The following is a 14,750-nucleotide window of genomic DNA, read 5'->3' on the forward strand; positions in this document are numbered from 1 at the left end:
TGCTAGGTCTCCCGTGATCATATGTATGATGTTGTAAATAAACGCAATTGACCTCATGATGTGTAGAGTTTGTAAATAAGGTTATTAGTCATCCTTTTTTCTTAATTTTCAATAGGTTCAACATTAATTAGATCCACAATAAATTCATTCTTGACACTGTCGAATTTATATGTGATATGGAATTCACATACATATGTTGGCGATACTCCAACAGATCCCGTGATGTTTAATCTTATTTTTTGATTCTCTACTTCATAAATAACTACACCACCGAAAGCGAGCTCATCTTGATGGTAATTCGGAGCTGGATCATAATCATAATCAAAGTTATACTCTTTTCCTTGCGTTTTAACTATAATCGCTAAACCACCATTATCATTTTTAGCTACATACGATTCAATCTGGTCGGCAACAATGTCCAAATAACTTTGTACTTTAATCTCTGAGAAATCTTCGGTATTAATTACTTGAATATCATAGGTATCTAATCCTGTCCCACGGCCGATCTGGATGATAATTACGGTTTCTTTACCATCACCCTTAAGATCAGTATAGAATACCTGCGGTTTGGTTCCCGTATCAGGGATTTTCCAATTAAAGTATTTTTGACTTCCATTAATATTTAAGGTTACCCCTTCTATTCCATTCTTCGTTTCTTTAGTCGCATAAAGTTTTACTTCTTCATTTCTTGAAGTACTAATCAATTTTGCATCAGTCTCTTGCGTAACACCTCTTCCATTTCGCTGCCAAATCCATAATAACTAGTTTCTATAATTAACATTGCTTGCAATATCAGCTATAATTTTATTATTAATTAACTCAGTCCAAGGGGAAATAGATCAATATGAACTTACAATTATTAACGAGTTACTGTCTGTCAAAAAAGGGCAGCCTAGAGGATTATCCATTCGGTGACGATGTCCTAGTCATAAAAGTTGTATCCAAAATGTTTGCATTGATTTCTAACCAAAATAACCATCTAAAAATCAGTTTGAAATGTGATCCATTTATGGCGGAAAGTTTACGACAACAATACACTTCGATTACTCCGGGATATCACTTAAACAAAAACCACTGGAACACGATCTTGATCGATGGTACTCTTTCAGAACTAGAATTATGTAAAATGATAGATCACTCTTATGAATTGGTCTTTAAAGGGTTGAAAAAGTCAGAGAAAGATGCAATTAACCAATAGTATCATTTAGAGTTACAGCTTTATTTCGATCATTTAAAAAGTAAACTATACACCGACCGAATCAATTTCGGAGTCTATATAAACCGTTCTGATTAGCACTGTACATCTTTGCGGCATTTCAGTGATCGCAATCAGCATGGTGAGCAAGCACTAATAGTGTATGCAGTTGTAAAATAACCCCCTTCCTCCATTGGCATAGTTCACACGAAGGTCAAGAGGGTTATCATCTTTTAGCATTGCTGCCTCCCTTCTAACAAAGAAGGCAAATCACTTCCTAGTCGAAGACGGAGAAGGATGCTCCTCCCTTCGATAAATCACTGTCTTTTGTTACATGTCCCCAACAATATTGATAATATTTCCTTCCGTGTCCGCAAATGAAGCAAACACCATGCCGATCTCGGAAATTTCGGTTCGTTGCGTCACGATTTCACCGCCGCACTTCAAGATTCGTTCAATCATTCCATCTACATCGTCGACCCTAATTACTAGGCGCGGTTCCTTCAATTCTTCGCTGCGTTTAACGATTTCACCGTTTATAGCACCCACTATATTTTTGTTTGCGTAAACTTCTTCCTTGTTCCAACCGAAAACTTGCCCATAAAAATTCCATGCCCGTTCCTCATCATCTGTCGGAATTTGAAACCAAGTAACTTTATTTGAGGGTATCATCGTGGTTCCTCCACTCTTTAATTATTAACATATATCCTATTATATGGATAAATAACTGGCAGCACAATGTTATTCATAGCATACCAATACACAGCGATTTATCCATTAACACACTTAATACACTTCACCTTTTGTACAAAGCTCAGACCCTGAGCGATCCACGGAACCCTCTGGCGCCATAGTAAGATTCCGCACCGTTATGATACACAAAGACATGACCGTAGCGGTAATCAGCAAAGATAGCACCGCCGAGTTTTCTAATGTCAGATGGTGTTTTCACCCAGCTCGATGTTTTCATATCGAAATTTCCAAGGTTCAGTAGTTCCCGATACTGTTCTTCTGTTAACAGCTCAATGCCCATCGTACCCGCCATTTCAATAGCGCTATTTTCCGGTTTATGTTGTTTCCTTGACTCTAGTGCTTCATTGTCGTAACAAACACTTCTGCGACCTTTAGGACTTTCTGCTGAACAGTCATAGAAAATGTATTCGCCCGTCTCTTCATCATAACCAACAACATCCGGTTCACCGTCGGTTCTCTCCATTTCATTGAGTGACCATAGTTTCTCAGTATTAGCTTCCAGTTTTGTCTGTACGTTAGTCCATACAATATCTTTATGGCGGTTTATGTTTTTTTCAAACCGTGTTTCCAATGCTCTAAGTAGTTCTGCACGTTGTTCTGGTGACAACTTACATTCTTCATTTTTCATAATTACAAACCTCCTTGAAGTTTTCGAGAACTCACTTCATATATTATTTTATTCTACTAATTTACTTTATTTTAATTTAAGACTTTTAGCTATACTTAAAGCCGTCTGTTCATCAACATCTTGAGTCTTAAAATGTAGATCGTACGCCTTATTCTTATCCTTTAGAACAAAGTAGATGTGTGTGGATTCAGTTACAGTCAAATCACCCGATGCAGCTGGAGGTGTTTGTTTTAACTTTTCCAGTACGGCTTCTGTAAAATAACCTTCTAGTTTTTTGGATTCAATGACCTCTGTATGATTGGATCGTAATTGAAAAATAGGTTGGTCTGGATAGTATTCGACTACATCAACTCCACCTATCACGTTTCCATTTTTTTCGAAAGACAAGGATGAAAAAGGTAGTGTTCTTATGGACCAATTTTCAGGAGTAGTTAGTTCGTATAAGTCAGGTTGAGTGTTCTTCTTGATTTCTGCGTTGGTATTCCCAACTCTTGCCCCAATGATCGAAGCACCAATTATTACTACCATTAGAAGTACTAATGAAATGAATAGATTAACTCTCTTCTTTTTCTTATAGTTCATGATCTCCCCCAGCCGCTACTATTCATTTTTTCTAACCTTCTTATTAGTTTACACTTTTTCCCATAACTATTAAACCGTGATTCCTTCTACATTCCCCGCTGCTGTCTCCCTATAAATTCGATAAAGTCGGATATTCAGATGATGTTTGGTAAAAAATATGCCGTATTAACTTTAAATTTGATATGCAAATAGTGTAAGGTATATAAGTTATCATTAAAAGGTTCATTTTTTAAGAATGGAGGGTTTGTTTTTGAAAATTGTTTATATTCTTTCTATCGTTCCTTTTATAGGCATTTTGGGGTTACTTCCTTTTGTCAATAGAATAGAACCATATGTATTAGGGATGCCTTTTTATATGTTCTGGATGGCGATGTGGGTGGTCCTTACGTCCGTTATTTTGGGTATCATGTATAAGTTGGACCCTAGAAACCGGGAAGGTGAACAGGAATGAATATTGCCCTTCTCATTATTACAGGATTTTTACTTCTATCGATCTGGCTAGGAATTCGTTCAACCAAGGGAAAAGATATGAATTTGGAGCAGTGGACGGTTGGAGGACGCGGATTTGGTGCAGTATTCGTCTTTCTATTGATGGCTGGAGAAATTTATACGACCTTTTCCTTTCTTGGCGGTAGCGGCTGGGCGTATGGTAAAGGTGCACCTGCTTTATACGTCCTTATCTACATAACATTGTCTTATGTATTGTCCTATTGGCTTCTTCCAGAAATATGGGAATATGCCAAAAAACATAATCTAATGTCTCAATCTGATTTTTTTGCAAGTAAGTATAAAAGCCCTATTCTAGGGATCCTATCTGCGCTTGTTGGTGTAGTGTCGATGATTCCTGTGATTGTCGTACAGTTAAAAGGTCTAGGGATTATTGTATCTGAAGCCTCTTATGGCGCCATATCCATATCTACCGCGGTTTGGATGGGTGCCATCTGTCTTACTATTTATGTGATGCTTTCTGGCATACACGGCTCAGCTTGGATAGCTGTCATTAAAGATATCATGATGCTCGTGATCATAGGGTTCTTAGGAATTTATCTTCCTATTCATTACTATGGTGGTTTCCAAGCAATGTTTGAAGCTATTCATGTAGCTAAACCTGAATTTCTAAAACTTCCTGATCAGGGACTCAGTATTTCGTGGTTTATATCCACAGTAATTTTACTCGTATTCGGGTTTTATATGTGGCCCCAAGTCTTCAGTGCAGTCTATTCGGCCCGTAGTGGGAAAGTATTTCGCAAAAATGCGATTATCAGCCCGTTATATACACTCATGTTGTTATTTGTCTTTTTCGTAGGGTTTGCTGCCATATTGAAAGTGCCTGGACTCGAAGGAGCCGATGCAGATCTCTCCTTACTCCGTCTTTCGATCGAGACCTTTGATCCATGGTTTATCGGCATCATTGGTGGAGCTGGTCTGTTGACCGCATTAGTACCGGGGTCTATGCTATTAATGAGTGTAGCAACACTGCTATCAAAGAACGTCTTCAAAGAGTTCGTACCTTCAATCTCTGATCAGACTGTTGTAAGATTAGCAAAATGCCTTGTTCCTGTGATAGCCCTTATATCGGTGTACTTCACTTTAAACGGTGGCGAGACAATGTCTGCATTAATACTCATGGGATATAGCTTAATCACACAATTATTCCCTTCGCTTCTCTTTAGTCTAAGAAAGAATAATTTCGTTCATAAATATGGCGCTATCGCTGGGATTATCTGCGGCTTAGCTATCGTAGCTTATGTTACGATTAGTGATTCAACCATTGGTTCCTTGTTTCCATCTTTACCACAGGCAGCGAAGGATTTGAATGTTGGAATTATCGCTTTATCAGTCAATCTCCTTGTTATGATAGCAGTAAGTCTTGCTGTTAGAAGAGCCCAACACAAATAAAAGGCAAACCAAGAACCCATAAATTTTCGTACCTAGAATGGACCACTAATCACACGGATACCCTGTGTTTAGTGGCCTTTTTAGTTATATATCCGAGTGAGTCCTGCTATAGAATAGACTAGGTTCGATACACGATACTCGAAAAACACAAAGTCTTACAACCCGAACGAGGAATGAGCCCTGTTCCTAATACTTTCAAAAAAAGGCTACTTCCAGCCTTTTAGAGAGGTGTTTGTATCACACATCTTATACTAGATTCACATAAACTACGAAAACAGAAAAAAAGGAGTGAATGCACATGGCAACTCCCCCTATTCCAAACGGTTCGGTAACATCGACCACCATTGCTGACGGCGCAGTCACTTCTATTAAGTTGGATCCTGAGACAAACGGTTACGTGAACGTCCGATCCTTCGGGGCCAAAGGTAACGGTATCCAGGACGACACCGTAGCCATTCAAAATGCAATTAATGCTGGGAACACCAACCGCAAAGTTGTGATCTTCCCACCCGGCGTATACAAAGTCTCTTCCGGGCACATGCGTAATCCTTCACTTTTGGACTGGTGGTGCCTTCGTATGCCAACCGGAAGCAATCTACACTTCGAACCCGGATCCAAGTTGGTGCTTGCCTCGAACCCACCATCAGATACTCGGGTTCTCGTCATCTTCAACGTTTCTAACATCACGATATCTGGCAGTCTCGAAATAGATGGAAGTGCTTCCACCGTGAAATCAGCAGTCAACGATCAGCTTCACGGCTTGTTCATTTCTTCCGCACAAAATGTAAGGATCGAATCGGTGTACTCCCATGATTGTTATGGTGATAATATTTTTATTGGTGGTACAGAAGAAGATCCATCCATCAATGTACAAATCGGCTATGTGCGCTGTGAAACGGCTGGACGAAAAAACTTCGTTCTCCATTTCGTAGATCAGCTTCATGTCAACAGAGCGGTACTAAACAATAGTCTTGGTGGTGCTCCAGAATTTAAAGGAGCCAACTCACTCGATTTGGAACCCGACGAGTTCAAAGGAACACGTAGCTTTTATCAACGAATCGACTCGTTGACTACCATTGGCTTCGGTAATGATCTATCTGCTGGACTTACGGATGCCATTGCAAGACGTTGGACACTCGACATCGGTTCTCTCGACATGCGTGTGGCTGGAACGACGAATCCTGCATTATTGTCATATGGACTAACGATGAACATTAGCCATTTGACGATCCGCTCCACAGATCATAAAGCCACTTACGGTCTTCAGACGATTTATTCGCAGTTTATCGATATCGCGAGTGCTAGATTCGATGGTATAGGCGGCCCTGCAATTTACTCAGCCTTCAATGCTGCTGGTGGTAAGCCAAGGTTGCACATCGGCTCGCTAGGAATGTACGGATCGGGTTCTACGCTGGCAAGTGGCGTTCGAATCGACGGAGGAGATCTTTATGTAGGGACACTCGATGCACAAGACTTAATAGGGAGTACTTTGCAATTATTCACCACGGAATCTAATACAATGGCAACTGTCGATAATATGATCGTCCGTAACAGTGGTACCAATCAGGTAGTATTGGTCTCCTCCTATGGTGCCGCTAAACCTTCCTTGCATCTTAACAATGTAGCCGTCTTTGATACTCGAAACGTAAAGGTGAAACGCATTCTTGAATTCGAAACGTTGATAGGTATGCAAGGTACGTCACTTGGCACCTTGTACAATCCGTATTCACTTACGGAATGGTTCTCCACCTACGGCAACTTCAACCGGGCACTTCGCCTCACCGGAGGTACACTGCTTCCAGCAGTGTTCATGGTGGAAGGTTCTCCTGAGGGTAGCCTCACTGCTCCGGTCGGAAGTCTAGCTATGCGAACAGATGGTGCAGCGCAAACTACCTTGTATGTAAAGGAGAGCGGCACGGGTGCGACAGGCTGGAAGGCTAAATAATCAAATATAATCATTTCATCTGGACAGTTTGGTCCAGGTGGAATACATATCACATCAACAACTCATGACTTAAGTCACGAGCTTGTAACTGCCCAGAAGTGCGAACGATAACTTGCGAATCTCCTTCCTTAGTATGGCGTTACATCAGGGCAGGTTGACAGCTACCCAACTACAAAAGATATGCTTATGTAGTTACTTCAACGAAGTACTCAATTCCTTTTCGTTGAAGATTCATTGCTCCTACACGATCATCATTAGATGTATTGGCACGTTTTGCAACAAAAAACATGATTCTTCTTGTCTCGATCTGCCTTCTCTGTATGACCACATTTCGGACATGTCTGCGAAGTGTATTTTGGATCAACTGCAATAACCTTCGAGCCAGACATAACAGCTTTATATTCAAGCATTTGACGGAACTGAAAGAAAGACCAAGATACGAACACATAACGATCGAAGCAAGAAAGGATACGTAATAAGCTGATCCCCCGTATATATACAAATAGCTCCGCACATTGATGATCATCATCCTGAAACAACCACTCCCGTCCTTCCCTTATTCCGTAAACAGACGTTCCTTAAGTGAATTTACTTCTGTCAAATCTGCACTCCAGTAGTAAACCTTAGACCCGACTAACGGATCAGGTCCGAAACTGTTTTTACCAGGAATTTGCTCATATGTGAAATCATCAGATTCCATGCCCTTGAACAACCAAGCAAGACTGATCAAGTCACTGTCACTAAAGCTTGTATCGATAATGTCATTCTTCTCTTTCAGTAGTAATCCAGCTAGGTCAGGAATATGCTCGGGTTCCAGTAGCTGTTCAGCCACGGCTCGAACGATATGGAATTGTTCCCGTTGACGACTGAAATCGCCATCTTTGGTGGAATACCTTTCCCTCGCTAGGTAGAGTGCATGCTCTCCATCCAGATGTTGCTCGCCTTTCTTGATCGTAATCTCGGGGGTTATGGTCACATCCTGGTCGATGACCATATCGACCCCACCGATCGAATCTATGAAATCACGTACCCCGGAGAAATTTGTCTTGATGTAGTGATGTATGGGGATATTCATAAAGTCGCTGATGGCCTGGACGAGTGTCAACGTTCCCTGCTGATTACCACCCTTTGACTCACCAACAATATGAGCATGATTGATCTTGGTATAACCCACCTTTTGCACATAAACCCGAGTATCTCGCGGTATCGAGACGATATTTACCTTCCGCTGACTCGGCATTACATGTGCAACCATGATCGTGTCTGCTCGCGAGATTTCCCCACCCCAAGTATCGGTTCCAATTAACACAACATTAAAGGATGAGGTTTCTTTTTCTGAAGCAGCTTGTGATGCAGTGGGCACTTGCGTAGATGGTAGAAATCCTTCCGTATTAGGAAGACGATTTGGCGTGTCCACCGACTGCTCCATCCCCTCAGCCATTGGATAAATTTTCGAACTGGGTATCGTCAGGGGATTAAGGACAGCCTTTTGGAATCGATGTTCCGAATGTAACACTCCCCAGATCCAGGTACCAGCCACTACAATCAGAATAAGTAACCCAATGAATCCGACTCTTCTAATCCGTCTCACCAATGCACCTCCACCTGTAATCGATCATTGAGGAAAAAAATTATAGGATAACAGAAGGATATATAGGTGTCTTACTCCGATTTAACCCAATTCCGATACGACCGAATACATAGGATCCACCTGGGATGCGATTCGCTATGTTCATTATAATGGCCGAACCCACAACACACCCGATAAATTGTAGCCCAACACTGAGTAGCCCTAAGTCTTGGAACCCGAACGAGGAAGGAAGTTTGGCAAACACTGCCAACAATAACGGATGAAGCAAATATATCCCAAAGGAGTACCTACTACTCCACTCCAGGACACGTGGTACTGTCCGCATCGATGAGGCCACCATGAAGAGTAACAGGATCATGCTCAAACTGAATAGAAACATATCTATTCGCTTGGAACTATGTGCTGTAATCCAGCCTTGCCCATTAACGAACAGCACAAGCGCCCCAGTTAATACCGGAAGTGTGTACACGTACCATCGGAACTGTTTCAGCTTTTCCCGGAACCATGTCTCATTGCGTCCTAAGTAATAGGCCACGGTGAAATAGAAAATCCACCCTGGGGAGAATATCCAGTACATTTTATCCCAAATATAATGAGTGACTACCGTATCAACAGGCTTAGTGAAATTAAAGAAGCCTAAGTAAACTACGTTTATAACGAACGACACAATCAGAATACTTTGAGGCGAGAATCGCTTCGCATGCTTTTGAAACAAGATGTGTAGAGCGTAGAACTGAAAGATAATAAGGATAAAGTACCCGTGAAAATCGCCAAGAAGCAGATGACGCCAAAGATAATACCAACAAGCCTGAATAAGTGAAACACCTTGACTGCTCGACATTTCAAATCCTTTTAATCCTGCATATAAAGCACCGAAAAAAATGTACGGCAGGAAAATATATTTGATCCGTTTCTCCCAAAACCTCGCTGGAATTCCATCTGGGTAAGCAAATGATAGTACGAATTGGGAGATAAACACGAATACCGGTGTACCGAACGTAAGCAATAGACCCACTGATTCCACCCAAGGTGTATTTCCGTCGTCGTAAACCCGATATAAGGCATGCAGTAGCGCAATACTTAAGCAGGCTATGCTACGCAGAACGAACATTTCCGTATTCATTTTGCGTTCCATGATGGTTGCCTCCTTCCATTGTTGCGATTAGTTATCCACTGCTCTTCCTACAGTCAACCGGGCGACAATCGTCTTCTCTAACCCCATCTTAAGATCATGGTCTGGTGACCAAGACATCAATTCTTGTGCTTTACTATTGTTTAAATAGCTGTGAAGAATATCGCCCGGTCGTTCCTGTTGGTAGGTTGTCAAGAAATTTCGACCTGTAGTATCACCGATCATCCCAACAATGGTATTAATCGAGGTCGCTACTCCACAACTTATGTTCATTGTCTGATTGTCCACCATTTCATCTGTCTGAACCGCATTTACAAATGCTTTTGCCACATCCTCTACATAGACGAAATCCCTTGTCTGTTCCCCGTCCCCATAAATAACAAGACCTTTGCCATCTTTCATTCGATCCAGAAAAACCGAGACGACCCCAGCTTCCCCATGTGAACTTTGCCTTGGTCCATACACATTCGCAAGACGGAGAATCGTATACTTAAGCCCATGCATACTAGCGAACTGTCGAATGTAAAACTCAGGAACACTTTTGGATACGCCATAGCAGGATTGAGGATTTAAAGGATGCATCTCATCAATGCTTAAATATTCAGGATTTCCGTATACAGCTGCCGAAGAGGCGTATACAATTTTGTGCACACTATGGGTCTGACACAAGCGCAGAACGTTTAGTGTTCCGAGAATATTCACGTTCGCATCAAACAACGGATTCCTCTGTGATTCTCTTACATCAATCTGCGCAGCCAAATGAATGACAGCATCTGGTTTCTCCCGGCCAAACACATCATCGAGTGCCTCGTCCTGAATATCATATTTATGTAGAACTGCCGATGGATTCTTATAGAACGAGCCAGAAGCACCAGATAGATTATCTACAATCACGGTCTCAACGCCATGTCTTATGAGCCGATCAACAACATGCGACCCAATAAATCCAAGCCCTCCTGTTACTAATACTTTCAAATAAAAAAACTCCTTTCGCCCTATTAGAGTGGTGTTTGTACCACACATGAGTCCCCTATCCCCGACGATTCGGTGACAACGACCATCATGGCTGACAGCGCAGTCACTTCTATTATTGGTGGTACAGCAGAAAGACCAGATGGGCTACGTAAACCTCTTCTGAATACATGACTTTATCGTCTCAATTACACGTTCCTGATTCTCCTCCGATAAAGAACTTCCAGAGGGTAGGCATATCCCGGTTGTGAACAATTGATCAGCCACGCTATATCCCTCTAAGTAAGGATAATAGAAGGTGCTTGCGAACAAAGGCTGCAAATGAAGTGGTTTCCATACACGTCTAGCTTCAATATTGTGATGTTCCAAGCAAGCCAAGAGTTGATTGGAAGAGACACCCACAATCTCTTCATCAATCGTTACAGCACTCAACCAACGAGTGCTTCGGCCATTCGGGGCTTCTGGCATGAAATGGAGTCCCGATATAGAACTCAAGTGGTCCATGTACGTCTGACTAATATGTCTACGTCGTTCGACTCGCTCCTCAAGAAGTTCTAATTGCCCCCGACCAATAGCTGCTAATAGGTTGCTGAGCCGATAGTTGTAACCCATCTCGGAGTGTTGATAGTGTGGTGCAACGTCACGGGCTTGCGTAGACCAGAACCGTGCCTGTTCTAACGCATCGATATCGTCCGACACCAGCATACCTCCACCTGAGGTCGTAATGATCTTATTGCCATTGAATGAATAGATGCCGAATCGTCCCCAGGTACCACTTGCCTTTCCATGATAAACAGCACCAAGCGATTCGGCAGCATCTTCAATCAACGTGATCCCATACCGATCGGCGATGTCGACAATAGGCTTCATGTCTGCGCTCTGTCCATACAAATTGACAACAATAGCTGCTTTGGGCAGGATTCCTTTCTCATTCAAATCTCGGCAAGCCCGCTGAAATGCTAGTGGACACATGTTCCATGTCACGGGCTCTGAGTCGACGAATACGGGCGTAGCACCCATATATAGAATAGGATTAGCGCTCGCAACGAATGTGAGCGTCGAACAAATCACGTAATCACCTTGCGAGACACCCGCAAGACGCAGTGCGAGATGAATCGCTGCCGTTCCAGAGCTTAACGCAAGTGCGCCCTTCGAACCTGTGTAGGTGGCCATCTCTCTCTCAAAAGCGTCGACATGCGGGCCAATTGGAGCGATCCATCCCGATTGGAATGCGTCCGTCACATAGGCCTGCTCGCGACCGCTAATATGCGGAGGGGATAATAGGATCCGTTCCTGTATGCTAGGTTGAATAATACTCATGCGAAGCTCCCTTCTCTATCTAGATAATTAAGTCTAGATAGAATACATATCAACTTATTTAACAGCGTGATCCAAGGTGTTTTGTTCCAAAAAAGCTGGTTGTCTATACAGTGGAAAGTAATTTCCTTCTACGTGAATGTCATTGAGCGACAGAATCCGATCATACAGTTCGGGAAAGAATATACGCTTACCTAAACAAAAGTCTAGTGGTTCTAGGTGAGTACCGAACCTATGTTTGAATTGAAATAAGTTATCATTCCCCTTATAACCCCCACCAAGATGAAAACGTTCAAATCCATTCTCCATCCCCCATAAAGCTGCTGCGTGAATGAGCATTTTGGTCGGTGACCAATGTAGATATTCCCTATCCCACCCACACAGGTGATAATGCATCCAGGGTCGCTCATGGATCACAATGCAGGCCGCTACTGTTTTCTCCCCGTCCATGGCTTCGAACAGTTCTAAGTTTCCCGTAAGCAAATGGGATGTATCCCTGATAAATTTTTGCGTGAAATAATAGAAAGAATCCGCCTGTAAATCTTTTAACGTTCCATAATACAAAGTGCTAAAGGGCTCGATCCGAGCCCGCAGATCCGACTTGCGAATTGTAAATGGTGATGACTTTATTTTGCGAATGTTTCTTTGATGATTACTACAATAGTTCTTCATTAGCTCCGACTCCGAATCAACTCTCAAATCCATATAAGCTGTATTCCGAATGAAGTCCGTCTTTAACCCGCTTTGGTATTCGGTGGCATTACCTATTAACGGGTGAAAGCGTACAAACTCGGTCAGGATCCGCTTCTCTCTGCAGTATTCGGAGAAAGCTTCCCCGAATTGCCTGTACAACTCAGTTCGTTCAGCTCCCGGTGAAACATTAGATATCGGTCCACCGTATCCATAAGGCGTGCTGATATCGTACCATTCACCTTCCAATCCCAGTTTGATTATTGCGGGAAGGTGACTAATCGTTCGAAGCAAGTACGGATACATAATGAGCTGGTCCCCAAGCTTATATACAAACAGCTCCGCGCGTTGATGTTCTTCATCCTCGAACAACCGAAAATAAGCTGAGGAGAAATAGATATCCTTCTCGTACATCTGATTCAAATAGGAATCCCATTCATCCGATTGCGAGCTATGAAGCACGATAAAGCTACTCATACAACTCCTCCTGATTCTCTAATATTTTGATCATTCGAATACTTTCACTGCTTAAGATCAGACGAGGATCTATCTCAGGCAAGAATGCATCCGGCGAAAGTACAAGTAATTTCCGTGCTCTATCCAATTCGTTAAGCACATTGGTCAGGTGATAGCATCCGTCCCACTCCCCACTTTGCGTTTGGATACGATAATACCGTTCACCTAGCCGTCCCACTATTGAAGTCTTTTGTTTCGTCCTAATCCTAAAAGAAGAAAACCCATACTTTATATGATGTGCTTCTGCCATTGGATAATCATCAATGATGTAGTCCAACCCGGGCGATTCATCACGCTGAGCTACAGCTGTATTAGCATCTTCCATAGCATTCAACGATTTGCCCAAGTCCCCCTCGTACCAGTAAGTACGCCCTTCCTCTGAAAAACCAAGCCGAAGATACCAAGCATGGGCTTGTTCATTCCATGAAAACACATCCAATGCCAACTTATTAACGCCTTCCAATCGAGCTAACTTCTCACCGTACGCCACGAGCTGACCGCCGATACCATACTTGCGATAAGCAGCATCTACGTTCAAATTGTTTAGAACAAACATCTGTTCCATTCTTCGCCACTCAGCGAATCCAATGAGAAGATCTCCTGAATAAGCACCGATCAGAAGTGTCGTAGAATGGCTCCCACACTTACAAGCCGCTTGTAGATAAGCAGCGTAACCCGAACAAGCAAAAATGGTCTGATTATATACCTGCTCAGGTAAATAGCACCGCAAGAGCCGGCATGCATGGTAAATATCATCTTCATGCAGCGGACTAAACCGCACATTCATGCCGATCCCTCCTTTTTATTCATCCTGTACTCATCTAAGGGAAGACTATGCTGTCCGGGATTTTCTACAATGTCATCTTGTCGAATTACCTTCAGCACTGTTTTGCATAAGATTAGAGTATCTAGTCGTAAACTTAACTTTTCGACATAAGTAACATCATAAGAAAGCCGCTCTTTCCAAGGTAAAAGGTTACGCCCAGACACCTGCGCTAGTCCCGTAATACCCGGTCTTTCAGTGAATCGCAACTTCTCCCGTTCCGAGTAATATGGGCTGTAACGCATGAGCAGAGGTCTCGGTCCAATCAGGCTCATTTCTCCCTTCACCACATTCACCAATTGCGGTAGCTCATCTAGACTCAGTCTCCGAATCTTCCCTCCGAACTTCACAAAACGGCGATCATCCGATAATAGTCGACCCTCCGTATCGTACAGTTCAGCCATGGTTCGAAACTTGTAGATGTAGAATGGTTTCTCTCCTCTTCCTGGTCGCTTCTGCTTGAACAAGATTGGGCTTCCCAGCTTCATCCAAATCAACAACGACACCACAGCCATGACTGGACTAAACAGACATAACATTAAGGTCGCTCCTACTATATCGCAGCCTCGTTTCATATAGCGATACATGTAAGTACACCTCCTAACCTTCTCTTTTTGCTTAAAAAGAAGTGCCTTAATTATGAATTCACCTCCGCCTCATGACGGATCAATTCTTCCGTAATCATCCTGTCTCCCTTTTTCCTAGGA

General features: G+C 42.5%; 15 protein-coding genes and 1 pseudogene. 4 read left to right on the forward strand and 12 right to left on the reverse strand.

The annotated features are described in order from the left end of the window. Positions 1 to 101: 101 nt before the first annotated feature. The gene (locus AC1D69_RS16235) at positions 102 to 704 is read right to left on the reverse strand and encodes a hypothetical protein (protein ID WP_495457191.1); all 603 of its coding nucleotides are present in this window, start codon (positions 702 to 704) and stop codon (positions 102 to 104) included. A gap of 140 nt (positions 705 to 844) precedes the next feature. Between AC1D69_RS16235 and AC1D69_RS16240 the strand changes: the two genes are divergently transcribed. Continuing rightward, positions 845 to 1,198, forward strand: a complete 354-nt coding sequence (locus tag AC1D69_RS16240; protein WP_495457192.1) for an MmcQ/YjbR family DNA-binding protein — start codon at positions 845 to 847, stop codon at positions 1,196 to 1,198. 327 nt (positions 1,199 to 1,525) lie between these two features. Here AC1D69_RS16240 and AC1D69_RS16245 read toward each other — a convergent pair whose 3' ends face one another. The 3 genes from AC1D69_RS16245 to AC1D69_RS16255 all read right to left on the reverse strand — a co-directional run bounded on the left by AC1D69_RS16245 (position 1,526) and on the right by AC1D69_RS16255 (position 3,158). After that, the gene (locus tag AC1D69_RS16245; RefSeq protein ID WP_495457193.1) at positions 1,526 to 1,867 is read right to left on the reverse strand and encodes a VOC family protein; all 342 of its coding nucleotides are present in this window, start codon (positions 1,865 to 1,867) and stop codon (positions 1,526 to 1,528) included. A gap of 142 nt (positions 1,868 to 2,009) precedes the next feature. Beyond that, positions 2,010 to 2,576 carry a DUF4256 domain-containing protein gene (locus tag AC1D69_RS16250; protein ID WP_495457194.1) on the reverse strand — a complete coding sequence of 189 codons (567 nt, stop codon included), beginning with the start codon at positions 2,574 to 2,576 and terminating at the stop codon, positions 2,010 to 2,012. Positions 2,577 to 2,642: 66 nt separating this feature from the next. Further along, on the reverse strand, positions 2,643 to 3,158 hold the full coding sequence (locus AC1D69_RS16255; RefSeq protein WP_495457195.1) for a hypothetical protein: 516 nt from the start codon (positions 3,156 to 3,158) through the stop codon (positions 2,643 to 2,645). Between the two features lie 250 nt (positions 3,159 to 3,408). On the opposite strand from AC1D69_RS16255, the gene AC1D69_RS16260 reads away from it, so the two are divergent. The 3 genes from AC1D69_RS16260 to AC1D69_RS16270 all read left to right on the forward strand — a co-directional run bounded on the left by AC1D69_RS16260 (position 3,409) and on the right by AC1D69_RS16270 (position 7,002). Beyond that, positions 3,409 to 3,609 (forward strand): DUF3311 domain-containing protein, encoded by a 201-nt coding sequence (locus AC1D69_RS16260; protein ID WP_495457196.1) that lies wholly within the window; start codon positions 3,409 to 3,411, stop codon positions 3,607 to 3,609. Beyond that, a complete protein-coding gene (locus tag AC1D69_RS16265) occupies positions 3,606 to 5,057 on the forward strand; it encodes a sodium:solute symporter family protein (RefSeq protein ID WP_495457197.1) in 1,452 nt (483 codons plus the stop codon). Before AC1D69_RS16260 ends, AC1D69_RS16265 begins: the two co-directional genes overlap by 4 nt. 298 nt (positions 5,058 to 5,355) lie before the next feature. Beyond that, complete coding sequence (locus AC1D69_RS16270; protein WP_495457198.1) at positions 5,356 to 7,002, forward strand: glycosyl hydrolase family 28-related protein; 1,647 nt, start codon at positions 5,356 to 5,358, stop codon at positions 7,000 to 7,002. Between the two features lie 184 nt (positions 7,003 to 7,186). Here AC1D69_RS16270 and AC1D69_RS16275 read toward each other — a convergent pair. From AC1D69_RS16275 to AC1D69_RS16310, 8 genes and pseudogenes are all read right to left on the reverse strand, one after another. After that, a pseudogene (locus AC1D69_RS16275) lies at positions 7,187 to 7,457 on the reverse strand (zinc ribbon domain-containing protein); the annotation flags it as partial. 101 nt (positions 7,458 to 7,558) lie between these two features. Further along, on the reverse strand, positions 7,559 to 8,593 hold the full coding sequence (locus AC1D69_RS16280) for an LCP family protein (RefSeq protein WP_495457199.1): 1,035 nt from the start codon (positions 8,591 to 8,593) through the stop codon (positions 7,559 to 7,561). A gap of 40 nt (positions 8,594 to 8,633) precedes the next feature. Further along, positions 8,634 to 9,728, reverse strand: coding sequence for an acyltransferase family protein (locus AC1D69_RS16285; protein WP_495457200.1), 1,095 nt, complete (start codon positions 9,726 to 9,728; stop codon positions 8,634 to 8,636). 27 nt (positions 9,729 to 9,755) lie between these two features. Further along, positions 9,756 to 10,700, reverse strand: a complete 945-nt coding sequence (locus AC1D69_RS16290; protein WP_495457201.1) for an NAD-dependent epimerase/dehydratase family protein — start codon at positions 10,698 to 10,700, stop codon at positions 9,756 to 9,758. Between the two features lie 144 nt (positions 10,701 to 10,844). After that, positions 10,845 to 12,017, reverse strand: a complete 1,173-nt coding sequence (locus AC1D69_RS16295) for a DegT/DnrJ/EryC1/StrS family aminotransferase (RefSeq protein WP_495457202.1) — start codon at positions 12,015 to 12,017, stop codon at positions 10,845 to 10,847. A 54-nt stretch (positions 12,018 to 12,071) separates the two neighbouring features. After that, complete coding sequence (locus tag AC1D69_RS16300; RefSeq protein ID WP_495457203.1) at positions 12,072 to 13,181, reverse strand: GNAT family N-acetyltransferase; 1,110 nt, start codon at positions 13,179 to 13,181, stop codon at positions 12,072 to 12,074. Then, a complete protein-coding gene (locus AC1D69_RS16305; RefSeq protein WP_495457204.1) occupies positions 13,174 to 14,007 on the reverse strand; it encodes a GNAT family N-acetyltransferase in 834 nt (277 codons plus the stop codon). The genes AC1D69_RS16300 and AC1D69_RS16305 overlap by 8 nt, the downstream gene beginning before the upstream one ends. After that, positions 14,004 to 14,630 carry a sugar transferase gene (locus tag AC1D69_RS16310; protein WP_495457205.1) on the reverse strand — a complete coding sequence of 209 codons (627 nt, stop codon included), beginning with the start codon at positions 14,628 to 14,630 and terminating at the stop codon, positions 14,004 to 14,006. Before AC1D69_RS16310 ends, AC1D69_RS16305 begins: the two co-directional genes overlap by 4 nt. Positions 14,631 to 14,750 lie beyond the last annotated feature (120 nt).

The organism is Paenibacillus sp. Y301, from assembly GCF_059445505.1.